At 38.8% G+C, this 23,038-nt stretch carries 23 protein-coding genes and 2 pseudogenes; 3 read left to right on the top strand and 22 right to left on the bottom strand.

What is annotated here, in order from left to right; genetic code table 11:
- Positions 1–8: 8 nt before the first annotated feature.
- A complete protein-coding gene (locus PROCOU_RS19330) occupies positions 9–182 on the top strand; it encodes a GW domain-containing glycosaminoglycan-binding protein (protein ID WP_149023659.1) in 174 nt (57 codons plus the stop codon).
- Between the two features lie 50 nt (positions 183–232).
- Here the strand turns inward: PROCOU_RS19330 and PROCOU_RS10065 are convergent, their stop codons facing one another.
- The 10 genes from PROCOU_RS10065 to PROCOU_RS10025 form a co-directional block, all read right to left on the bottom strand.
- Complete coding sequence (locus tag PROCOU_RS10065; RefSeq protein ID WP_036072110.1) at positions 233–1,057, bottom strand: aldo/keto reductase; 825 nt, start codon at positions 1,055–1,057, stop codon at positions 233–235.
- A 453-nt stretch (positions 1,058–1,510) separates the two neighbouring features.
- Positions 1,511–2,320: an ABC transporter permease gene (locus PROCOU_RS10060; protein ID WP_036072108.1), complete on the bottom strand. Its 810-nt coding sequence runs from the start codon at positions 2,318–2,320 to the stop codon at positions 1,511–1,513.
- Positions 2,317–3,228: an ABC transporter ATP-binding protein gene (locus PROCOU_RS10055; protein ID WP_036072106.1), complete on the bottom strand. Its 912-nt coding sequence runs from the start codon at positions 3,226–3,228 to the stop codon at positions 2,317–2,319. Before PROCOU_RS10055 ends, PROCOU_RS10060 begins: the two co-directional genes overlap by 4 nt.
- The gene (locus PROCOU_RS10050; RefSeq protein ID WP_036072104.1) at positions 3,228–3,419 is read right to left on the bottom strand and encodes a PLD nuclease N-terminal domain-containing protein; all 192 of its coding nucleotides are present in this window, start codon (positions 3,417–3,419) and stop codon (positions 3,228–3,230) included. Before PROCOU_RS10050 ends, PROCOU_RS10055 begins: the two co-directional genes overlap by 1 nt.
- 112 nt (positions 3,420–3,531) lie before the next feature.
- Entirely contained in the window at positions 3,532–5,127 is a 1,596-nt protein-coding gene (locus PROCOU_RS10045) for a CTP synthase (RefSeq protein ID WP_036072102.1), read from the bottom strand.
- A 350-nt stretch (positions 5,128–5,477) separates the two neighbouring features.
- Positions 5,478–6,014, bottom strand: coding sequence for a DNA-directed RNA polymerase subunit delta (gene rpoE / locus PROCOU_RS10040; RefSeq protein WP_036072117.1), 537 nt, complete (start codon positions 6,012–6,014; stop codon positions 5,478–5,480).
- A 139-nt stretch (positions 6,015–6,153) separates the two neighbouring features.
- Positions 6,154–6,303, bottom strand: coding sequence for a hypothetical protein (locus tag PROCOU_RS17985; protein ID WP_167549797.1), 150 nt, complete (start codon positions 6,301–6,303; stop codon positions 6,154–6,156).
- 57 nt (positions 6,304–6,360) lie between these two features.
- Entirely contained in the window at positions 6,361–8,031 is a 1,671-nt protein-coding gene (gene argS / locus PROCOU_RS10035) for an arginine--tRNA ligase (RefSeq protein ID WP_036072099.1), read from the bottom strand.
- Positions 8,028–8,477, bottom strand: coding sequence for a YwiB family protein (locus tag PROCOU_RS10030; protein ID WP_036072097.1), 450 nt, complete (start codon positions 8,475–8,477; stop codon positions 8,028–8,030). Before PROCOU_RS10030 ends, argS begins: the two co-directional genes overlap by 4 nt.
- A gap of 68 nt (positions 8,478–8,545) precedes the next feature.
- The gene (locus PROCOU_RS10025) at positions 8,546–9,199 is read right to left on the bottom strand and encodes a site-2 protease family protein (protein ID WP_036072096.1); all 654 of its coding nucleotides are present in this window, start codon (positions 9,197–9,199) and stop codon (positions 8,546–8,548) included.
- Between the two features lie 79 nt (positions 9,200–9,278).
- On the opposite strand from PROCOU_RS10025, the gene PROCOU_RS10020 reads away from it, so the two are divergent.
- Entirely contained in the window at positions 9,279–9,464 is a 186-nt protein-coding gene (locus PROCOU_RS10020; protein ID WP_036072094.1) for a 2-hydroxymuconate tautomerase, read from the top strand.
- Between the two features lie 81 nt (positions 9,465–9,545).
- On the opposite strand, the pseudogene PROCOU_RS10015 reads toward PROCOU_RS10020, so the two are convergent.
- The 4 genes and pseudogenes from PROCOU_RS10015 to PROCOU_RS17775 form a co-directional block, all read right to left on the bottom strand.
- Positions 9,546–10,879: pseudogene (locus PROCOU_RS10015) on the bottom strand (HD domain-containing protein).
- Between the two features lie 306 nt (positions 10,880–11,185).
- Complete coding sequence (gene lipL / locus PROCOU_RS10010; RefSeq protein WP_036072091.1) at positions 11,186–12,034, bottom strand: lipoyl-[GcvH]:protein N-lipoyltransferase; 849 nt, start codon at positions 12,032–12,034, stop codon at positions 11,186–11,188.
- 364 nt (positions 12,035–12,398) lie between these two features.
- Positions 12,399–12,605, bottom strand: coding sequence for a hypothetical protein (locus tag PROCOU_RS10005; protein ID WP_036072089.1), 207 nt, complete (start codon positions 12,603–12,605; stop codon positions 12,399–12,401).
- A gap of 82 nt (positions 12,606–12,687) precedes the next feature.
- A complete protein-coding gene (locus PROCOU_RS17775; RefSeq protein WP_159101211.1) occupies positions 12,688–12,846 on the bottom strand; it encodes a hypothetical protein in 159 nt (52 codons plus the stop codon).
- Between the two features lie 351 nt (positions 12,847–13,197).
- On the opposite strand from PROCOU_RS17775, the gene PROCOU_RS09995 reads away from it, so the two are divergent.
- Positions 13,198–13,857, top strand: a complete 660-nt coding sequence (locus PROCOU_RS09995) for a CPBP family intramembrane glutamic endopeptidase (RefSeq protein ID WP_036072085.1) — start codon at positions 13,198–13,200, stop codon at positions 13,855–13,857.
- A gap of 46 nt (positions 13,858–13,903) precedes the next feature.
- Here PROCOU_RS09995 and PROCOU_RS09990 read toward each other — a convergent pair whose 3' ends face one another.
- The 8 genes and pseudogenes from PROCOU_RS09990 to PROCOU_RS09955 form a co-directional block, all read right to left on the bottom strand.
- Positions 13,904–15,811, bottom strand: a complete 1,908-nt coding sequence (locus PROCOU_RS09990; protein ID WP_036072082.1) for a beta-glucoside-specific PTS transporter subunit IIABC — start codon at positions 15,809–15,811, stop codon at positions 13,904–13,906.
- 215 nt (positions 15,812–16,026) lie between these two features.
- Positions 16,027–16,815 carry a hypothetical protein gene (locus PROCOU_RS09985; RefSeq protein ID WP_036072079.1) on the bottom strand — a complete coding sequence of 263 codons (789 nt, stop codon included), beginning with the start codon at positions 16,813–16,815 and terminating at the stop codon, positions 16,027–16,029.
- A gap of 146 nt (positions 16,816–16,961) precedes the next feature.
- Positions 16,962–17,795, bottom strand: a complete 834-nt coding sequence (locus PROCOU_RS09980; RefSeq protein ID WP_036072077.1) for a right-handed parallel beta-helix repeat-containing protein — start codon at positions 17,793–17,795, stop codon at positions 16,962–16,964.
- A 109-nt stretch (positions 17,796–17,904) separates the two neighbouring features.
- Positions 17,905–19,536, bottom strand: a complete 1,632-nt coding sequence (locus tag PROCOU_RS09975; RefSeq protein ID WP_077913413.1) for a peptide ABC transporter substrate-binding protein — start codon at positions 19,534–19,536, stop codon at positions 17,905–17,907.
- A 129-nt stretch (positions 19,537–19,665) separates the two neighbouring features.
- Positions 19,666–20,280, bottom strand: coding sequence for a DUF1648 domain-containing protein (locus PROCOU_RS09970; protein WP_036072073.1), 615 nt, complete (start codon positions 20,278–20,280; stop codon positions 19,666–19,668).
- Between the two features lie 21 nt (positions 20,281–20,301).
- Positions 20,302–20,938 (bottom strand): annotated as a pseudogene (locus tag PROCOU_RS09965) (isochorismatase family protein).
- A 6-nt stretch (positions 20,939–20,944) separates the two neighbouring features.
- Positions 20,945–21,463 carry a dihydrofolate reductase family protein gene (locus PROCOU_RS09960; RefSeq protein ID WP_036072071.1) on the bottom strand — a complete coding sequence of 173 codons (519 nt, stop codon included), beginning with the start codon at positions 21,461–21,463 and terminating at the stop codon, positions 20,945–20,947.
- Positions 21,444–22,478 (bottom strand): zinc-binding alcohol dehydrogenase family protein, encoded by a 1,035-nt coding sequence (locus PROCOU_RS09955; protein ID WP_036072068.1) that lies wholly within the window; start codon positions 22,476–22,478, stop codon positions 21,444–21,446. The genes PROCOU_RS09960 and PROCOU_RS09955 overlap by 20 nt, the downstream gene beginning before the upstream one ends.
- Between the last annotated feature and the right edge of the window lie 560 nt (positions 22,479–23,038).

Raw genomic sequence — 23,038 nt, 5'->3', positions numbered from 1 at the left:
CATCTGGTATACTCTACTCATTCCCTGTTGATGATCCACCGATTAAAGTCGGAACGCTTACTAATTTTGCTAGTAAAACATTAACTGCAGATCGTCAAGCAAATATTGAAGGAAAAGTATGGTACCGCCTCAAAAATGGAAACGTCGTTATTGGTTGGACCTTAATGGCAAACCTCAAATAATAGAAAAAGCAGTAAATCCGCTCGAAAAATGGATTTACTGCTTTTTCATATTAGAAATTAAAATTATCTGGATCTGGACCCGTGCGCTCATCTTGATTTAAGCTGTCGATTAGCGCCATCTCTGAATCCTTCAATTCAAAATCAAAAATATTCGCATTTTCAATAATACGATTTTGGTGGACAGATTTTGGAATCGTCACAATACCATGTTGTAAATCCCAACGTAAAATAACTTGAGCTACAGATTTTTCATAGATTTTTGCGATAGAATTAATAACGCTATTATTGAGGATTTTTCCACTACCAAGCGGGCTCCATGCTTCCACCACTATATTCTTGTCTGCGCAATATTTGCGTAATGGCTCTTGAGACAACAAAGGATGCAGTTCAATCTGGTTTACCATTGGCGCAATTTTAGCATCTTTTAGCAACTCATCCAAATGATGTTCATGAAAATTACAAACACCGATAGCACGTACTTTTTTATCCTCATATAGTTTTTCGAAGGCACGCCAAGTATCTACAAATTTACCTTCCACTGGCCAATGAATTAAGTATAAATCAACATAATCTAAACCTAACTTCTCCAAGCTAGTATCAAAAGCAGCCAATGTTGATTCATAACCTTGGTCAGCATTCCATAATTTCGTCGTTACAAAAAGACTATCGCGTAGCACGCCTGATTCTTTAATCGCGCGACCAACGCCCTCTTCATTCTTGTAAGCAGCTGCTGTATCAATGCTCTTGTACCCCGTTTCAATTGCCCATTTCACGGAATTCACTGCTTCTTCCCCATCATTTACACGCCAAACACCGAAGCCAAACTGCGGCATTTTTACGCCATTTGCAAGTGTCACCGTATCATTCATGTTCATTTTATCAGCCTCCCGATTTCTATTTACCTCTCTACTATACACCTAGTGCCCCCCAGAAATGCAAGCCTTATGCATCCTCGCTTGAAGCACATAGAAAAAACATCGCGAAAAAAAAGGAGGAAACCGCGATGGTCAAAAGGGAGTTTTATTGGATGAACAACTACTAAAAAGGGAGAAAAGTAATTACTACCCTCTTTATATCTTTTAGAATACAGGTCATACATAATAAGCAATCAAGAAACAGACTAGAAGTTCATGAAAAATAATTAACGATTACCTTTGCAAAAAAAAACCAAGCAGGTAGGGGAACCAACTTGGGAAAAAGGAGTTTAGATTTCCTATTGCTAAAAAGGGGGAAAAGCAATAAGTAATCTTATTTACATTTTCTATATTACATCAGCCACCTAACATTGGGAGGAAAATCACATGAGAGTTCTATTAAAATTTGTGAATCTATTCATGTGAACTACCAATATGGAAGCTTTTCTTCGTCAATAAGGAAATCGATAGAGCGAGCAGAATAACGATATACACTAACGAAATGAACAAATTTCCCACAAAATAACCCTTCGTATCTCCCGTCATAATAATACTCGTGGCATTGGCGCTCAAATAAGCAGGATTGAACATTTGTCCCCAACCAGAAATTCCGCTCACTAATTCTAGAATTATCACGCCACCTGCACCTATTATCGCAACAACTGCTGCGCTTCGAAATACGATTCCTAAAAACAGTACAATGGATATTATCGATAGTAGCCATACAAAATAAACACCAAATCCGGCTAAAATACTCGTCATTTCAATTTCACCATACAACAAGAAAACATAATAATACGCTGCAAAATAGCCTAGCCCTAACGAAATAAATGCTAATAAGGCTTGTGAACACCATTTTGCTAAAATATATTCCCACGCTTTTACTGGTCTTGTTAGAATAAATGCAAGCATACCGTTATTCTTCTCAGAAATAATCGCACCCATCCATGCGACAATTAAAATAATGATTCCTAGCTGGTCAAATTGAGAAGATAGTGTCCCAGCCATAACTTGTTGTGCATTTACTCCACCCATCAAGTCTGCAATAGCTTCTCCTTGCTCACTTCCACCGCTACCCACAGCTCCCATAATCTGTGGTAAATAATACATCATCAACGGTTGCATCATACCAAGAATCGCAAACACAACCGGTAACCAAACCCATTTTAAACTTCGCCATTGTTCCATCTGCTCCTTTAAGAAAAGTGTTCTCATGTTGTTCATTTCTCCACCATCCTTAAAAACACATCTTCCAACGTTTCCTGCGCCTGGCTCACACTCGTCCAAGCTATCCCGGTCGCCATCAACACGCGTAAAATAGCTTCACGTGCCACACCAACATCTCCTTGGTAATGCAAATATATAGCACCATGCTTTTGCTCCATTCGGCTAATTGCAACCTCTTTTGCAATAGCTAGCTCAAATTTTGTCGTATCAGCATCACTCCGCAATACAAAAACAGACGCAGCATTTGCTTGCACCAAATTAGCAATCCGGTCGTCTGCTACAATCTCGCCTTCTCGAATTATGCAGACCCGTTCACATACTTCTTCAACATCCGCCAATATGTGCGTAGAAAATAGTAATGTCGTTTTACCTTTTAAAGACTGAATCAGTTGGATGATTTCACGACGGCCAATCGGATCAAGTGCTGAAACAGGCTCGTCCATAATTAACAACGCCGGTCTATGCAAAATTGCCTGAGCAATACCTAGTCGCTGTCTCATTCCTCCTGAGAAAGTAGCAATTTTCTGCTTAAGATTTGCATCCAGTCCAACTTGCGCCAACACCTCTGGAATCCGTTCGCTTAAATCCTTCTTATCCATTTCCGAAAGCTTTCCCATAAACTGTAACGCTTCTGTCGCTGTCATCCACCCATAAAAATTAGGGTATTGAGGTAAAAAGCCGATTTGTCGCTTCATGTCAGCATGCTTTCCACCACAAATCTGAATCTCCCCACTATTAGGATTAATCATATCCACAATCATCTTTAAAATTGTCGTCTTTCCAGCACCGTTCGGCCCAAGAAGCGCTACACACTCTCCTGTAACCAATTGGAAATCAATGTCCTTCACAGCTTGATAATCCTCAAAGCGCTTCGATAAATTAGTAACTTCTAGTATTTTTTCCATTAGCGATAATCCTTCCGGCCCAAAATAAAGTAAATGATTGGTCCAAATGTACTCACAAATAAAATTAGAATCAACCATAAAACTGGATTTTGCCGGCTACTCCAATAACGAATCAAGTCCACCAAAGCTGTCACTGTTAATATTGCGTATAAAATAAATAATGGTGCTAGTAGTGCTAGAGTATTCGACATAATAATCACCCTTTCCGATCGCATCTGTTATACATATAATATAACAGATGCAAATAAAAGTCAACCACAAAAAAAGCCGAGCGTACACAAAACGTACTACTCGACCTAAAAATTATTTTTTCAATGATGCTGCAATAAAATCCCGGAATAAACGCTGTGGACGCGTTGGGCGCGAAATAAATTCTGGGTGATATTGACATGCCACAAACCAAGGATGATCCGTGATCTCCACAACCTCGACAAGGCGACCATCTGGACTCGTTGCCGATACAGTCATCCCTGCATTTTCTAATTGCTCGCGATACTCATTATTAAACTCATAACGATGACGATGACGTTCTTCAACCAATGTTGTACCGTAGGCCTCCGCAGTTTTTGTTTCCTCTTTAATTCGAGCTGGATAAAGGCCTAAACGCAACGTACCGCCCATATCTTCCACATGCTTTTGCTCTGGTAATAAATCGATAATCGCGTGTGGTGTTTTCGGATCGATTTCCGCCGAATTCGCGCCTTCTAATCCCATTACATTACGCGCAAATTCAATTGTCGCCAATTGCATCCCTAAACAAATACCGAAATAAGGTATCTTATTTTCACGAGCAAATTTAATCGCAGTGATTTTACCTTCAATGCCACGATCGCCGAATCCGCCAGGGACTAAAATACCGTCTGCACTACCAATCTTTTCTTGCACATTTTCAGGTGTGATTTCTTCTGAATCCACCCAATCAATTTGTAGTTCAGCATCATTTGCATAACCCGCATGACGCAATGCTTCTGCAACAGAGAGGTAGGCATCTGGTAAAGCAACATATTTACCAACCAGCGCGATACGAACTTTTTTCGTCAAGTTTTTCACTTTATGAACAAGTTCTTCCCACTCTGCCATATCAGCAACTGGAGCTTCCAACTGTAAGTGATCCAGTACGATTTGATCCATCTTTTGTGCTTGCAATGAAAGGGGGACATTATACAATGTTTCCTCATCTCGTGCCTCAATAACCTCCGAAGCTTTTACATCACAAAATAGAGCGATTTTTTCTTTCATTTCTTGAGAAACTGGTTGCTCTGTACGTACAACAATAATATTTGGCTGAATACCATAACTACGAAGCTCTTTCACACTATGCTGTGTAGGTTTCGTTTTCATCTCTCCAGCGGCTTTGATGTAAGGTATCAAAGTAGTATGAATGTAAAGCACGTTCTCAGCACCCACATCGCTTTTAATTTGGCGAATAGCCTCAATAAACGGCAATGATTCGATGTCACCAACTGTTCCGCCGATTTCCGTAATAATAATATCAGAATCCGTCATACGCGCCGCACGGAAAACCCGATCTTTTAATTCATTCGTAATATGTGGAATAACTTGCACCGTTCCTCCAAGATAATCGCCACGACGCTCTTTCTTAATAACCTCGGAATAAACTTTCCCCGTTGTTACATTGCTGTACTTGTTCAAATTAATATCGATAAAACGCTCGTAATGACCTAAATCCAAGTCAGTTTCTGCACCATCATCTGTTACAAAAACCTCTCCATGTTGATAAGGACTCATCGTCCCAGGATCGACGTTAATATAAGGATCAAATTTTTGAATCGTTACACTAAGTCCTCGGTTTTTAAGTAGTCTACCAAGTGAAGCAGCCGTAATCCCTTTACCAATCGATGAAACGACGCCACCTGTTACAAAAATATACTTTGTCATTGTTCTAAAATCTACTCCTTTCGCCTTATCGAAATTCATTTTCGGGGTGGAGAACCTTTACTTGCAAAACATCATTGCTAAAAAAAGAAAAATGTGCAATCCATTCCCATTACACAAAAAGAAAACGCCCCACTCACTCGTTATTTCCAAGTAAGGGAGCGTAATATTTATATCCGTCCTTATAAAAAGGAGCCCAAATAAAATATTACATAGCCGGCGCAAATAAGTCAACCCTTTATTTCATGAAAACGTCCTCAAGCATTGCAATCAAAGGTAAAAAATATTTTTCAAGAGGCTATCATTTTCCATAAAAAAACCTGCCTCTTAGTTCAGAAGCAGGTATCCATTTTTTACTTCTCGAATTCGTCCTCAAACTCACTATCATCTTCCACGATAGTTGTTAAATCTCCTTCGATTCCATCAGGTAAATGATCACTCTCTGGGTCATCATCATCGTCTCCAACAAGCCCATCCGTAAGAACAACTTCTTCTTCTCCAAGCTCTTCTACCATGTCGTCGTCTTCATATTCAATGTCATCATCTAGAATATCTTCATCGATATCCTCATCATCTTCATCATCCGACTTACGTTTTTTCGTTTTAGTCTGCGTCTGAACTTCTTCATCAATCGCATCAATCGGGTACCACGCGCGTAGCCCCCAAGTATTATTACCAAGAGAAATAAAATTACCCTCAATATTCATATCCGTGTAAAATTGAACAAGTCTATCTCTCATTTCGCCTTCGCTTAAATCAAGAAATTTCGTAATCTCATTCACAATGGCCTGGAATGGCATTACTTCTCTTCTGTTTTCAAGAACATAGTGCGCCACTTCAATCAAAGATAACTCTTTACGTTCTTCATTTGTCAATTGGCTCAAATCCAAAGCTGGCACGCCCCTTCTATAATAAAAAATTATTTCCTAAACTACATTTTTTCTGACTCTACCTATTCTACATGTAAATGACGCCGAACACAATAAAATTATAACATACTCTGAAATAATCCCTACACCATTTTCATATTCAAAGCTTCGTCAGTACACAATAACCAATATAAAACAGCAAAATGGCAAGCAATAGTATCGGGATAGAGCCTAATTGCATGCTATATAAAATCGCCGTCGCAATGACAAGTAGCAAAAAAATGATACATATGAAAACGATATAGCGCATAATTCGCAAAACCCCGATCTAAAATTTGTCTAAATGTTTGCCTCGTAAAAATCCTAATTACATTTTCTCTGGTGCAGAAACACCAAGTAATGTGAGTCCGTTACGCAAAGTAATTTGAGCCGCCTTAATCAAAGCAAGCCGTGCTTCTGAAATTTCTTTATTCTCCACATCTAGAACCTTATTCGCATTGTAGAAACGGTGGAATGTCGTTGCCAAATCATTCAAATACCGCACAATTCTGTGTGGAATTCTTTTTTCCGCCGCTTCTGCGACAACATCTGGAAATTCACCCAGCACTTTTAATAAGTTGTAATCTACTTCAGAATTTAATAAAGAAACATTTGCGTCCTTATCTAACGCAAAACCTTGCTCTATTCCTGAACGCAAAATACTTGAAATCCGAGCATGCGCATATTGCACGTAGTAAACCGGATTCTCTGTAGATGTTGATTTTGCAAGACCCATATCAAAATTCATATGTGTATCCGAACTACGCATTGCAAAGAAATAGCGTGTCGCATCCAATCCAACTTCCTCAATTAAATCGCGCATTGTAACAGATTTTCCAGTACGCTTGCTCATCTTCACTTGTTGGCCATTTTCATAAAGATGAACCAATTGAATAATCTCCACTTCAAGATGATCTGGACTATATCCCAAACTCTGAATTGCAGCGCGCATCCGTGGTATGTAACCATGATGATCCGCTCCCCAGACGTCAATTAGAACATCAAAGCCACGCTCTAATTTGTCCAAGTGGTACGCAATGTCCGGTAAAAAGTACGTATAACTACCATCAGATTTGATAAGAACACGATCCTTATCATCGCCAAACTCAGTTGTTCGAAGCCACGTCGCACCCTCTTCTTCAAAAATATATCCATTATCCCGCAGTTTCGCGAGTGCAGGCATAATCTTATCATTATCATATAATGTTGTCTCCGAGAACCAACTATCAAAGTGAACCCGAAACTCTGCCAAGTCATCACGTAATTTAGCCGTTTCGAATGCCAGCGCCTCTTTACGGAAGAGCTCACGTCTTACATCAACATTTTCTTTTACATACGTATCACCGTATTTACCTGCCAACTGTTTCCCTAAATTGATAATATCCGCTCCACGGTAACCATCTTCTGGAAAAGGGGCTTCAATACCGAGCGCCTCTAAATACCGCGCTTCTGTTGACAAAATCAGATTATTAATCTGATTTCCTGCATCATTAATATAATATTCCCGAGACACTTTATAACCTGCCATTGTCAAAATGTTAGCTAAAGAATCTCCAATTGCAGCTCCACGCGCATGGCCTAAATGTAAATCGCCCGTCGGATTTGCTGAAACAAACTCAATTTGAAATTGCTTTCCTTTCCCAGTATCACTCTCACCATACGTATCGTCTGCTTCCATTATGACAGGTATTAAAGCCGTCAAATAAGCATTATCTAAGTAAAAATTAATAAATCCAGGACCTGCAATTTCAATTTTGTTAATAAGTACATGACTTTCCCCAATTGCGGCTACAATACTATCAGCAATTGCTCGCGGTGCCTTCTTAGCTACACGTGCCAACTGCATCGCGATATTAGTTGAGTAATCTCCATGTTGTTTATCTTTTGGAACTTCTAGTAATACGGCGGGTACCTCCGATTGCTCAATACCCAATCCTTGTATCACTGCATCATTAATAATTGCAATTAAATCTTGTTGACCTTTCTGACTAACATTCATTCTTTATCCTCCTCTAAAGTCATCGAGACATCAAAAATGCCAATGTTTACACCTCTGTCTAGTAATTCGTATTGAAAATTAATCTTTCCAGAAAAACCAGCTTCCTGCACATAAGCCTCTTCCATATTCAAAAGTTCAGACTCCATCATCAGCTTGCCAACTCCGTAATCTACACTAACAGTACTTCGTTTACGCTCTCTAAAAAAGTGCATACGCATATTAACCGCACCACTACGCATCAGCAAAACTTCTTGATCTGTTATTTTCAAGACGGTTCTAATCATACCCGCTTCTTGTTCTTCTTCATAATGAAGGTAGCGACTTCCTGTTGTATGATCTAAATAAAATACACCAGACAGCGTCAACTCCGTAATTTCCTCTTCCATTTCTTGCTTAGAAATTGTCTTTAAACGCAGCAGTACTGACGTTTTTTCCTTATTACCCACGCTCTAAAGTCCCCCCATATAATTTCGAATGCACTACATTATAGTTAAAATCAGGCTAAAACGCAACCTCAGATTTGAAAAACAAGATAGTAAAAACTAAACATTTCCCCTGTAATCCAAGGAATAAGCGTATTAAAAATCGGTGATATCGTATACTTCGAAAGCGGTGTAATAACAAGAATTAAGAAAAATAACAAGGCATAATTTTCATAAGCTTGCACTTTTAATCGCCATTTCAAAGGCAAAAATTCGGATAAAATTTGATACCCATCCAAGGGCGGTAATGGCAACAAGTTAAAAATAAACAAAATCAGATTTAATGATACAAACAGATTGCAAAAATGTAAAATAATTTGCGAATAAGCTACATCCATCTGTAAAAACAAAAGGTAAAGTCCTATTCCAATGAAAGCAAGTAGTAAGTTACTAACTGGGCCAGCCAAGCTTACTACCACACTTCCAACTTTTCGATATTTCATTTTATACGTATTAACCGGTGTTGGCTTTGCCCAACCGAATCCAGCAATGATAACAAAAATAAAACCAATAGGGTCAACATGCTTTAATGGATTAAACGTAATTCTGCCCTCATTCTTTGCAGTATCATCTCCAAATAGTAAGGCAACCCATGCATGAGCAAGTTCATGTATCGTAAATGCAATTAAAAGTGTTACTATCACATAAGGCAAATCTTGTAGCGAGTAGGCCAAAAAATTATCCATGTATAATCTCCTTTTAGTATTGTAGTCCTTTAATTATGTTATAATACACTCATTAAATCAATACTTAGGAGTGAATTTCATGCCGTTCGTAACAATAAAATTTCTGGAAGGTCGAACAGATGATCAGAAGAAAGCTGTTGTCGAAGAGGTGACAGAGGTTGTTGCTAAGAATCTGGGCGCGCCAAAAGAAAATATCCACGTCTTCTTAGAAGAAATGAAAAAAAAAGATTACGGTGTTGCTGGCGTTCGCAAATCAGATATTTAAAACGCTTAGCGATGCCCTTATCCAGAAGGGGCGCTGTCTCATAGCATGAGTGTATGTTATGAGACAGCGCTTTTTCTAATCTTAGTAGCGTTTGTGCTCTTTCAAAGAATGAGCATGTATCAAACTAACAATTTCCTCAGATATTGCGGCATTAATACGTCCACTTTCTATAAAATCAAGCGGATAATAAAGTTTAATGTCTATACGACGTTTACCAGCGATAGCTTCGACTATGGGTGATTCCGTAGACAGTTCATGCAATTCTCCATTTGGCATTAATAATTGAATAGGCGACCTCCCAGCGACGTCCCCTGGTTCGTATAGATCATATGGTAAATCCGATGTCGAATCAATAACCAGATAATACTCTGGATCAATATCCGCCTGTTCCAACAACCCCTTCAACTTCAAATAAAGCTCTGCATCCACTTTCGAATCATAATTAATATACTGTAGTAACCTTCTATTCAAAAATCGACTACATAAATCACTCAAAATAGCATCTTCTTCGTACTGCCACACCGAAAAGAAATACATTAAAACTGTGTCATCTAGTGTGATATATTCCTCCAATGAAACATCCCGATTCAAAAACGGTAACAGTTGCACAGGTGTCTGAATAAAATGGTAGCCTCGTTCATGCAAATTCTGTGCTCGCTCTAGTATTTTCCACAGCAAGACCTCTGCGCTTCGACTGACTGGATGGAAATAAACTTGTTGATACATCTGGTAGCGACTCACAATGTAATCTTCCACCGCATGCATTCCTGACGCTTTAATAATGACACCGTTCCCATCCGGGCTCGGCCGCATCACACGCATAATTCGCTCCATATCAAAATTCCCATAACTAACCCCAGTATAGTAGGCATCTCGTAGTAAATAATCCATTCGATCCGCATCAATTTGGCTAGAAATAAGCTTCACTAGTGTCTGATTTTGATATGTTTTATTAATAACAGCCGCCACTTTCTCTGGAAAATGAACGCCAGCACGTTCCAAAACTGTCCGAACTTCTGTATTTCCAGTTATAATTGCCATTGTGTAATGCTCATGATTCGTACTAAAAAACTTTTTTCAAACGCGTGAGAAAAAGGACCGTGCCCTAAATCGTGTAATAATGCCGCACATAAAGCTACCAAACGCTCTTCATTATCCCATTGAAGTTCATTTGCAAACTTACCTTCTACAATATGCCTCGTTATCTCATATACGCCTAAGGAGTGATTAAATCGACTATGCTCTGCCCCATGAAACGTTAGAGATGTTGTTCCTAACTGATGGATTCTACGCAAACGCTGAAATTCTTTTGTCGCTATCAAATCCCAAATAATCTGATCAGAAACATGCACGTATCGATGCACAGGATCTTTAAATACTTTTACTTCGGGTAATCGTGTCTCTAAGTATGCCACATGTCATCTTTCCTCTCTATACTAATTCATAGATTTGCTAAAATCTCAGCGTATCGACAAACATTCATTGTTGGGATTGTTCGAAGTAAGATTAGTTACAATCCCAATATGCAGGAGAGCAGAGCGAGCCTGTAAACATTTCCGGTACGCTTCCACACTTTGTTTCGCATAACCTCTCACATGTTCGGGGATATATTTTCAGTCAACATACCCACGTATGCTCTGCTCCAGTGCTCGACTTCGCCTGGAATTTAAGCTTTTGGCGACACTCTGAAGTTTGGCGAAAAATCATGTGAGGTAGTTTTTCTACAGTCTAAAATTTGCTAAAACCTTTTCGTTCCTTAATATCAGCCGTTCATAATAACTCACGTACCAGTCCAATTCTTCTCCCATCAATCGACTCGACTCCAAGCGCTCCGCGAAATGATATAACGCATTAAGAAGCTTAACCATCACATCGTTCACCTCAAGCGGCTCATCAAAAAGCTCAGATAACGTAGTCATAACAGCAGGATTAACATCTGGATATGCATACTTCTCTTGCTTGTCTTTCCCACTAATACGATAAAATTCACGAATCAACTCCGCTCGTTTCTGCTGATCACCATTTACAGCCAAATATATTTGAACAGCAACTCCCTTAGCCATTCGACGTTGAGATATACCTGCAAATTTCTTACCATCAATACTTAAATCATAACTACCTGGACAATAAGAACCTACTATTTCACGTGCTTGCATCTTATAAGCAAATGTAGGAAACATGTATTTAATAAGCGCAAACATCGTCTCATAACCTCGATCAATCGCAATTCCTCGATCAACATCAGGAAAAACTAACGAAAGATTGAGTACGCCTGCGTCTAGCACTACTGCTAAACCGCCAGAATTCCGTACAACAGCACGATACCCTTGTTCTCTAAAGTAAGCAATTCCTTCTTTTAAATCTGGTAACTTCGTATCTTGTATTCCCATTGAAATGGTATCGTGATGTACCCAGGCTCTTGTTGTCGGTGGAGAAATTTCGCTTCCAACTGATCGGCATAATGTGTCATCGGTTGCGAATGACTGCAAGGCATCAAATGCAATTTGCACTGTCGTTTGATCAATAAACCGCCAATTTTCTTGTTTTAATAAATCAAGTCCTTCTTTCATTTCATTGACTCCATTCCAGTAATCTTGTTGTTATTATAGCATACTCCCACCATGATTTGGAGAGCACTGGGCAATTTCGCATTCTAAATGAAATCATGGATTTTCAACCCCTGATTCGATTATTTTACGCGCTTCTTGTTGCTCGTCAAGATAAATTTGGCTACTAATACAGTGGCTACTAATTTCCCTAGTCGATTCCAGTTCTGCTTCTTCACGATAATCGCCTCCTTACTCTCTTAGTTTAAGTTGTTTTACTATAATTAACAAATATGCCGATTTTAATCATAAAAAAGCCCCAGCATAGAAGCTCGGGCAAAGATTTAAAACCTAGGGAGTTTTAAATGAGTATATACTTAAAAAAATCTTACCACTCGTAACGGTCGTGCTTGCTTGTATTACGACGGTTGCAGTTACGTGGGTTGCCCCAAATACGATAGAGCAAGTAAACGACAAGCGCTAAACCTAGAAGTGGAAATAAGAAATGCATCGTGATACCAATAACTTTGAATAAGATGTTAAGTCCGATAATAGCTAGAATAACAGTGAATAAGTATTTGAAAAAATTGTTCATTTTTATGACCTCCAAGTTTTTTATATCAACTTTTAAAGTTAGGCATGATTAAAATCTATGTGAAATCGTTTATAAGTCACGATTAATTTTTAATGTCTATAATTTGAGCTGTTGATGACTCAGCTGGAATGGTAGTATGTAGCTCTGTGGTTTTTAGTGGTACGATGATTGGCTGTGTTTGCGTTCCAACTAGCAACATAATGAGTACTGCTGACATTAAACCGAAAATCCCTTTTTTCACGTCGTTCACGCCCTTTTGTTTAGTTGATAAGTTTATTATAGCTGGATTTATTTTTTTAAACGATAGGCTATGGACTGAAAATTGGTAGGTCCTAGGTCGGATTGTTGGAGGCGTTTGAACAAAGTGAATTACGCCTCCAATATGCATGTGAGCAACGCGAACATGTAATCCCTCCGCTGGCGTTTGAACAGGCCTTACTCCGAAACAAAGCAACATCTTTCCGCAAAACACGGAACAACACGAATTACGCCTCCAATATGCATACAAGCATGTCATTCGCTACATTCTTCCCTTGGAACATACTTCAATTAATGATATGATAAATAACAAATCAAATACTTGGAGGAAAAAATGCTAGAAGAAAATAAACCACGGATTTGGACAATTATTTGGGTTTTTGGTGTTTATTTATTATTATCACTTCTTTTCCAGATTGTGAGTATCGTTTGGGATGTCTTAGCTAGGAATGACGCTTTAGATATGGCTGTTACTTGGCACAGCGAGTTACTCAACTTGACAGCAATGTTACTAACACTTTTGATAGCAAGATGGCAAAGAATTCATTTTTTTAGTTGGGAACGTATTAATTGGAAAGGCTTCTTGTTCGCAACGATTGTGATGGCTGTTGCAATTGCAATTAGTTCGGGCATTGATTATCTTGGTCAAAATTTTTCTTCGTATACAGATACACAAAATGAAATTTTATTAGAAGAAGTTTACCTTCATGCTTCATGGTTACTCAGCTTCTTATCGATTGTTATTATCGCGCCTTTCGTAGAAGAAATTATTTTCCGAGGATTCTTGATGCAACAACTGTTTCGTAGTCGGCTATGGCTTGGCTGGATTGTTAGTAGTTTGCTTTTTTGTGCGGCACATGTCCCGACAGATTTCGTCAGTTTCCTTCTATATTTAGTTCCAGGAATTGCGCTTGGCGGGATTCTATATAAAACTAAACGCCTTGAGCTTACTATCTTTGCCCATTCTTTGAACAATTTTATCGCCTTTATCTAGACTAAAAAAGCAACGATTCCGCGTTAGAATCGTTGCTTTTTCCATATTAAATAACAAGTGTAATGACACGATCTCCAGGTTTTACTGTTTCTTCATCGACTACCATAACGTCTAAATATTGATTCGTATTAGTTACGATAATCGGTGTTGTAATATCATAGCCCTCACTCCTGATGCCATCGATATCAAATTCTGTCAGTAATTGTCCTGCTGTAATCTTATCACCTTGCTTTGCGTGTACGGTGAAGTATTTTCCTTCTAACTGAACCGTATCCATACCGATGTGCATGAGAATTTCTGCACCAGAATCGGTTGTTATCCCTACTGCATGTCCTGTTGGGAATACCATTGTTACGACACCATTTGCCGGTGAGTATAGTTTACCTTCTGTAGGTACAATTCCCAAACCTTTGCCTAGAGCACCTGATGAGAATGCTTCGTCTTTAACGTTTACAAGTGAAATAAGTTCACCTTCAAGTGGAGATACTAACACTTCTTGCTCGATTAGCGTTTCGCCTTCTGTTACAACTGGCGTTACGGATGCACTTGTTTCTACTGGATCTTTGAAGCCAAAAATAAATGTTAAAACAAGTCCTAGAACAAAGCTGACAACCATCGCTACTATAACCATCCAGAATTGTGTTCCGATTGGGCTACCTGGTTCGATGAAGTTCGGGATACCGAAGATACCTAATCCACCCATGATATAACTTTGTGACCCTGCAAGTCCGATGATTCCGCCACCAACTGCACCACCGATACAACTCATGATAAACGGTTTTTTAAGCGGTAGTGTAACCCCGTATATCGCGGGCTCTGTCACACCAAAAATTCCGGAGATGAATGCTGGAAAGCCGAGCGTTTTGATTTTTTGATTCTTTGTTTTTAGGATGACTGCTAGAACAGCACCAATTTGTGCGAAAGATGCACCGAAAGTCATAGCTAAAATTGGGTCTGCATGTAGTGTGGAAATATTGTTGATTGCTACTGGAACAAGTCCCCAATGAAGTCCGAAGATAACGAATACTTGCCAGAAGCCACCTATGAATAGACCCGCAATAACTGGACTTAGATTGTAAATCCATAATGTTCCTTGTCCCAGCAAATCGCCTGCCCATACTGCAATTGGGCCGATAACAATAAATGTTAATGGTACAACAATTAATAATGTAAAGAATGGCACTAGGAAAGTCTTTACTACATCTGGAATAATTTGTTTAAGCCCTTTTTCAACTTTTGAGGCAAAAAATGTTGCTAAAATAATTGGAATAACTGAGGAAGCATAGTTCATTAGAATAACTGGTATCCCAAGGAATGTAACGTAAACTGGTGATTCGAAAAGTGTACCCGCAAACAGTGTGTATAACGGTTTACCCGCTGTTAATCCTGCAAGCGCTGGATAGACTAGCGCGCCACCAATGGCCATCCCGACGAATATGTTGCCGCCGAATTTCTTGATTGCTGTGTAACCTAGGAAAATCGGGAAGAAGTAAAACAGTGAATCCCCAATTGCGTACAAGATTTGGTAGGTTCCAGATGTTTCTGTAACCCAACCAAATGCTAGGAACATCGATGCGAAACCTTTAATCATACCAGTTGCAGCTAATACGCCTAGTACTGGTGTAAATACACCTGAGATCATGTCGATAAATCTGTTGAAAAGATTACCCCCACTTTCGCTCGCTGCTCCTTCTGCACCATCAGCAGAAATGCCGCCAACTGCAAGTACTGCCGCGTATACATCTGGTACATGATTACCGATAACAACTTGGTATTGACCACCGCTTCTTAGTATCGAGATAACGCCATCCATTTTTTCTAACTCTTCTGTTTTCGCAATACTCTCATCTTTCAGTTTAAAACGCAAGCGCGTGATACAATGGAATACACTGTTAATATTATCTGTTCCGCCGACTTTCTCAAGAATGTCCTTAGCGAGCTGTTCATATTTCATAATATAAACCTTCCTTCTTACCTTATTTTTGCACAAAGAAAAACCCAAACCGTTTCGCAGGAGAATACATGCGTATCCCACGAATCAGCTTAGGTAATGCCCGTAGATTGGTAACAATCCTTTGCGATGAATATAATATATCATAGGTTGAAAACGATTACAAGTACTTTTAAAAAAATTTTTTGTTTTTATTTGGAGCTTAAAAATTGGCATCCTTATTTGACTTGATAAATGATGGTGGTATTTACTCTATAATTTCCTTTTGCCTCTGTTATTTGGAGTTTAATTGGGGTTCCACGAACGAGTTTAATTGGTATGCTGAAATTTCTTGCACTACTTTTGTTTAGTTTCTGTTCGGTAGTAATTGCTTTGCCTGCCAGATTTGTGATTCTGATATATTTCGTTTTCGTTTCATCGGCATTCCAAATGATGGTTCCTTTTAGTGCATTTTTAGAGTATGCGATTGATTTTAAAGTCGTTCCAATGTTGTTTTTCGCTGTTTGATAAGGTCTACCATTGTTCGTGTTGTTATTTAGAAAAAGAAGTTGAAGCGCGTCTTTCCTGCTAGTCGAGGCACCATCCACAACACTTCCTAAATTTGTAGTTCTAATTTTATTGTTAAAAACAGATAGTAGCGCAGTTGGGTAATATGTTGTACGCCGATTTTCAGTTATTGGCACTTCACGAACATTGATGAGAGAACGATAGTAGTTGTTTATTTTACCAATAATCCGGAAACTATTGGATTGGATTGTGATGCCATTTAAGTTAGGTGGATCACTTATCCCTGCAAAAATACGAACAGGGTAATCGATATTTCTGGATGTAAATGTATTACCAATCAGCGTGATCGCTTTTGGGCGGGTTAATGTGTTGCTTTTGCGCATGTTGGTCGTGAAGAAAGCGAATGTATCTGGACTGTCAATATTGATGGTATTGCCTTGGTACAATACGTATTGAGCACCACTCGCTCTTATAGCGGTATATCGTGCGTAGCGTGGCACTGTTTTGAGCCGCCATTTTTTTTGCGATTAGTGGATTATTCGGATTGACTTTATTTGCACTGGCCGAGAGATTTATTTGATTGTTTCTAACGGTAATATATTGATTCATCGGGCCGTAACTGTCAATAGCAGAGTCCTGCATACTGTCAAGTGTTTGACCACTTTTTTTTGACGGCATCATAATGATAGCTACCATATCGTTGCATCCAATCGATGACTTGGTTATTTGTAATATTAATATTGCTGTTGCCATAATAAGCGAAAATACCTGTTCTGCCAAGGTTCTTTATTCGATTTTTTATAATAGTGATGTTGTCTGTGTAAGTTAATGAAATACCATTTTGTAATCCTGAATTTAAAATTAGATTATTCTGGATAATTATATTTTTGGCTTTCGCGACATTGATGATACTTGAGCCAACATTATTTGCATTGAATATCATATTAGTAATCTTGATATTGGTTTTTAAAGCTTTTTTAGTTATCGCTTTATAACCAGCGCTTGTCTCTGCCTTTGTAGCCATTCCTATATTTAATAGGTTATCTTGATAAAAGTTAGTCGGATTGGTTAAGTAGTTGAATTTAGATATATTAGGGTTATATTGTAGGCTAAAATTTTGTAGGGTTATGTCCGTCACCGATTCTTGACTTGTTGGTGTGGAATCTGTTGTCATTGGGGCGTTATTCATGGTTAGCATTGTCGCTGTGGGAGAAGAAGTTGGGCCTGTGAGGATGATATGTGACTTCAAAATAATTTTACCGTTTATATAAAATAAACCAGCTGGCAAGGTTACCTGTTTTGCTTTCGATATCGATGTTTGATTGATTGCATCTTGCAATAGTTTTCCATTTTCTGTTGCGATTTCTGGTGTTGTGCCTTTTATTAGTGGGACTATATCTGCCTTTACTAGCTGCGGAATTAGGAAGAATATGAGAATACTTAAAATAAAGCTTGTGCCATACATGATGTTTTTTTTCATTCGAACCACCGCTTTCTATTTTTTAAAATGTGTCGAAATTGTGTCTTTTTATTATATACCGCAAAAAAAGGTACTCCAAACGCTTTGTTTGAAATACCTTTCTTTTTATTTATTTTTTTGCAATCCATTTATAGTTTTCGGAACCGATTGGATAGGCAAAATAATCTTGAAGAGCCGGTTTTTGTAGATACGCGCGTCCGCCTTGGTAAAGTGGCACTAATGTTGCATTATCTTTTAGTAAAATTTGTTCAGCTTCTAAAAGTGCCTCCCAGCGTTTTTCTGGATTATTAGAAAGTTTGCCTTTTGCACCTAATACTAGCTCGTCATATTTGGCATTAGAAAATCCGGTGTGATTTCCGGGACTGTCTGTCAGGAATAGATTGAGGTATGTCAGTGGATCTGAATAATCTCCGCTCCATCCACCGAGTAGCATTTCATAATCTTGGCTGACGTCTGCTACAAAACTTGCTTTTTGCGTTACTGTTTTGACATTGATAGTTAAGCCTGGTAGGTTCTTTTGAAGTTGGTCTTGCATGAATTCTGTTTGTTGCTTTTCAAGAGATGAGTCTCCGGCTGTTAATACAACTGTTAAGTCAGATTTGCCGATTTCTTTTAATCCTAACTCCCAATTTTTCTTCGCTTCTGTCGGATTGTAGTTCAAAAGATTGCCGTTTTGTTTTCGAAAGTCTTCATTTGTCTTTGGATCAAACATGATTTTCGCAGGTACATTTCCATTAAGTACAGCGGATCCGTTAGCAAGTAAGCGCTCAACCATTGATTGTTTATCGATGGCCATGGCTAGTGCACGACGGATATGGATATTAGCCAAATCGGTTTTCTGCCCATCTTTACCCTGATTCATTTTGAGATAAATAGAGTTTCCTGTAAATTCTTTGTTGAAATCAGAGTCATCTTTATATTTGGAAACAAATTCACCGTCTAGTTCAATGCGGTCTAGCTTGCCTGTTGTATATAGATTTAATGCCTGATTTGTATCTTTTACGACTTGCACATTAATTTTATTTGCTTTTACGTTCTTTTTATCCCAGTATTTATTATTTTTCACGTAATTCCAGTTTTTCTTCGTTCCATCCCAGTTTTCTAACTTAAATGGTCCGTTTGAAATCAGGTTTTCGCTGGATAGTGCATAGCGATCGCCTTGACTCTCGATAAATGCTTGGTTTTGCGGGAAAAATGTGCCTGTTGTTAGCAAGTCTTTGAAAATTGGAACTGGATTCTCGAGATCAACTTGTAATGTCTTATCGTCCAGCGCTTTTACTCCAAGTTGGTCTGGGTCCATTTTACCGTTCAAAATCGGTGTCGCATTCTTCACGATTTCTTCCATTTGCGGTCCATACGCAGCTGCTGATTTGGGGTCAACTACTTTTTTCCATGCATATTCAAAATCGGCTGCAGTTACCGGTGTTCCATTTGACCACTTGGCATCTTCGCGAATTTTGAAAATTAACGTTTTGCCACCATTTTGTTCTTCTGGTTCAGCAGCAGCCATCGCAAGCGCTGGCTTACCATCTTTATCTAAACGGTATAAACCTTCATATATCTGGTTAATTGCTCTAAAACTGACGCTATTATCCGCAGTTGTAGGATTGACGCCTGGTATTTCGCCTGTTTCCATGATGTTAATCGTGTTGCTTTCTTTTTTCTCCGTGTCTTTTGTTGCATCTTTTGACTGACAAGCGGCAAGTAATATGAGTACTAAAAGCATTAGAATGCCTAACATTTTTTTGCGCAAAATCATGTCCCCCTTTGTATTTTGGCCGAAAAAAAGACCAAAGATATGTCTCATTTAAAAGACACGTCTTTGGCTTTATTAAACCATAAACTGTATTCATTGTAAACTGGAACTGTACTATTTTTTATTTAAGTAGACGCCAGATCCGACAATCACAATCGTCATCGATAATAGCGCTGCAAGCATGAAAATAGAAGGGTCATTAAACATGAAGATCCCGAGAAGTAAAAATGTAAAACCTACAACAGATAACGTTATAACAGTTATTTTTCTCAAAATATTTCGTGATCTTGCGTCTATCTTTTTAAAGCCAATGAGTGTGAGCCATAAGAATATTTTTTTGGAATTCGAAAGGTACATCGCAATCAGGACTAGTAGCGCTCCAACAAGTAATAAACTGTAACGTCCTGTAGGAATTTCGTAGCCTAGGCTGAACAGAATAATCGTTAGCTGAATGATTGCCAAAAGGATTAGTAATGCATAAAACATGTACTCAAATTCCAAACGATTATCTGGTTTTACTTTCTCTTTCCCATAGTATTCTGTGCCAGTAAACATCACCATAAGGAACGGAATTAAAATCAAGCCAAGCCATTTTTGGACGAACATATCGGGTGAAAAATCTGTTCCAAAATGTACCGCTATCTCGCTTGGAAGTAAGGGATACGTCGCTAAGGTTAAAACTAGCGTACTATAAATAACCATGCTTGGAAACATTCCAATTCTTTTCATTCGTCTCGCCTCTTTCCTAGTTTAAATTTGGCGATACGCGGCTAATTCAGCTCGATCTTTAGCTATCCTGACATTTTTTTAGCGTTCCTAGATGCGCTGCTGTGTCGTGATAACCTCGCTCTGTCAAAGCACGCGTCGCAGGCAAATATACAACAACTGCAAAACCAGCTCGTGAAAGCTGTTCTACTGTCGTTTTTACACAAAAATCAAAGGCTAATCCACCAACAATAATAAGATCTACATCACGTTCTTGTAAAAATTCAATCACACCAGTCGACATGTTTTCGCGAATATCGTGATAACATGCGCCATATGGATGCAAATCTGGCTCCATTCCTTTCCAAATAAAAAGATCATATTCGGATGGATGTGGCATACCGTCTAGTAATTCAAAACCTAGTGTTCCTGGAATACAATGCTTCACCCAAGTCAAATCAGCATCTGGAAAATCAAGGGGAGATAGCATATCTTCTGGCGCCTCTACTGTCCAAACAGCTTTCTCAGGATGTGCATCTTTACTACCAATTCGAATGGTCCCCAGCGTTGCCATAAATGTTAGCTCAGGTACGATGAGGTGTCCTTCTGGAATCGGTAATTCTGCTGGACAAAGTGGCGTAAAGCCTTTCTGTGCGTCAACATCAAAAGTTGCTATTTTCATGATTCATTACTCCTTTTTGCGATACGTCATCTGCGTAAACTGACCGTATTTTTCAACGGCTTCTAAATGTAGCAATTCTCTCGTCCCTTTTTCAAAAAGGGGGATACCATCCCCCAGAATAATTGGTGCTACAGTAATAATAAATCGATCAATTTGATTTTCATCGAGGAACTTTTTCACCAATTGGGCCCCTCCTACAAGCCAGATGCTCTTTCCTTCTGTATTTTCCAACCAACTTTTGACCGAGCCATTTACAAATGCTGCGTATTCGTCTTTCGTACCCGCTTTTTCATTGGAAAAAACATACACATGCTTCTTACTATATGGAAACGTATCTGTGAGCGTAAACAACTGTTTGTAAGTTGTATGCCCCATCACAACTGTGTCAATCTCATTTAAGAAGGTCATATAACCATTATCACCGTCTCCTTCTATTTCTTCTAGCCACCCTACGCTTCCTTCACCATCTGCTATATATCCATCCAAACTTACTGCTATAAATAATTCAATTCGCTTGTTCGTCATTCTCTTCAAATCCTTTCACCACTAATTTTCCAATTGACTTACCTGATTCTAACATTCGATGCGCTTCTTTTATTGTTGCTGCATTTATCGGTGTTAACACGTGGTTCAATGTTGTTTTCAAAAATCCTTTTTCAAATAATTGTGTGGCTTTTGTGAGGATATCATGTTGGCGCACTTTATCATCCGTATTATATTTGGAGCGAGTAAACATAAATTCGTAACTAACTGTCACGCTTTTATCCTTGATAAGGCTCATAGATACTGGATTTTGCAGTTCTACGACCGAGCAAATATGACCTTGCGGTAAAATAATTTCTTGCATCGCGTCCCAATAAGCATCCGTATTATGTAAGCATAAAATATACTCTACGCCTTCTAAATCGAGCGCCTTTAGTTGGGGTAAAAGTGGTTTGCGATGATTGATAACATGCGTTGCACCTTGCTGCTTAGACCATGTAATGGTCTCATCTCGAGAAGCTGTCGTGATAACTTCAAGACCTGCCCATACCGCAAGTTGCGTTGCAATCGAACCAACACCGCCTGAACCATTGATAATCAGGAGCTTCTTTCCAGCATCCGCGTCAGGATTGATGCGAATACGATCAAACAAAGCTTCCCATGCTGTTATCAACGTAAGGGGCATGGCTGCAGCTTCCTCAATGGATAAATTGATTGGCTTAGCTCCAACAAGATGCTCATCAACAAGCTGGAATTCAGCGTAACTTCCTGGTCTAGTTACATCCCCTGCATAATAAACGGCATCGCCGACTTGAAATAACTCAACGGCATCACCGATTTCAGTCACGATACCCACAGCATCCCAGCCTAAAATTCTTGGCGTTTCTTCCACAGTTACTTTTGATGCACGTAGTTTTGTATCTACAGGATTAACTGAAATTGCTTGGATGCGGACGAGTAAATCATGTCCACTTGCTTTTGGTGTGTCAACTATTACATCTAGGAAACTTTCTTGTGCTTCAATTGGTAAATATTCGTATAATCCTACTACTTTCATTTATAACACCTCGCTCTTTATTATTCCCCGTCTCTTTGGAAATAATCCATGGATTTATAATTTTTTATGGATTAAAAAATGCGAACAGAAAATGTTCGCATAGACGCGAGGTGTAGGGAAAGAAAAAAAAGTCTAAACAAGCGTCCTGTCATGGCTTTCCTACACTTTGTCGTGAATAAACTTTTTTATCCAACCTTTCCAGCATAGTTATGCTAATCCACTAGGTTTCTGCCCTAATATTGAATATGTCGGTAGTCGATATAGAGGAGTGGATTAGCATATTTTAGTGATGGTCAACATAAATAAAGAGAATGAAACATGGACATCTTTCGCCATGTTTCATTCTCTCTTACGCATCAATTATTATTCTAATATCCAGCTTAATAGCCTCTTAATACATCATGAATGCGCTAGTCTTACAATTGACCGACAGTAATCGTTTCTCCCACATAGCCAGGAATTTGAACACCGGCATCAATGGTCACCCGATCGCCATCGCGTAATTTGCGACGTTCACCTTTTTCATCCACGATAAAGCGGGAATACATCTTAAATTTCCC

It is taken from the genome of Listeria rocourtiae FSL F6-920 (assembly GCF_000525975.1).
Taxonomy (GTDB): domain Bacteria; phylum Bacillota; class Bacilli; order Lactobacillales; family Listeriaceae; genus Listeria_A; species Listeria_A rocourtiae.
This window is presented reverse-complemented; position numbering and strand designations above follow the sequence as displayed.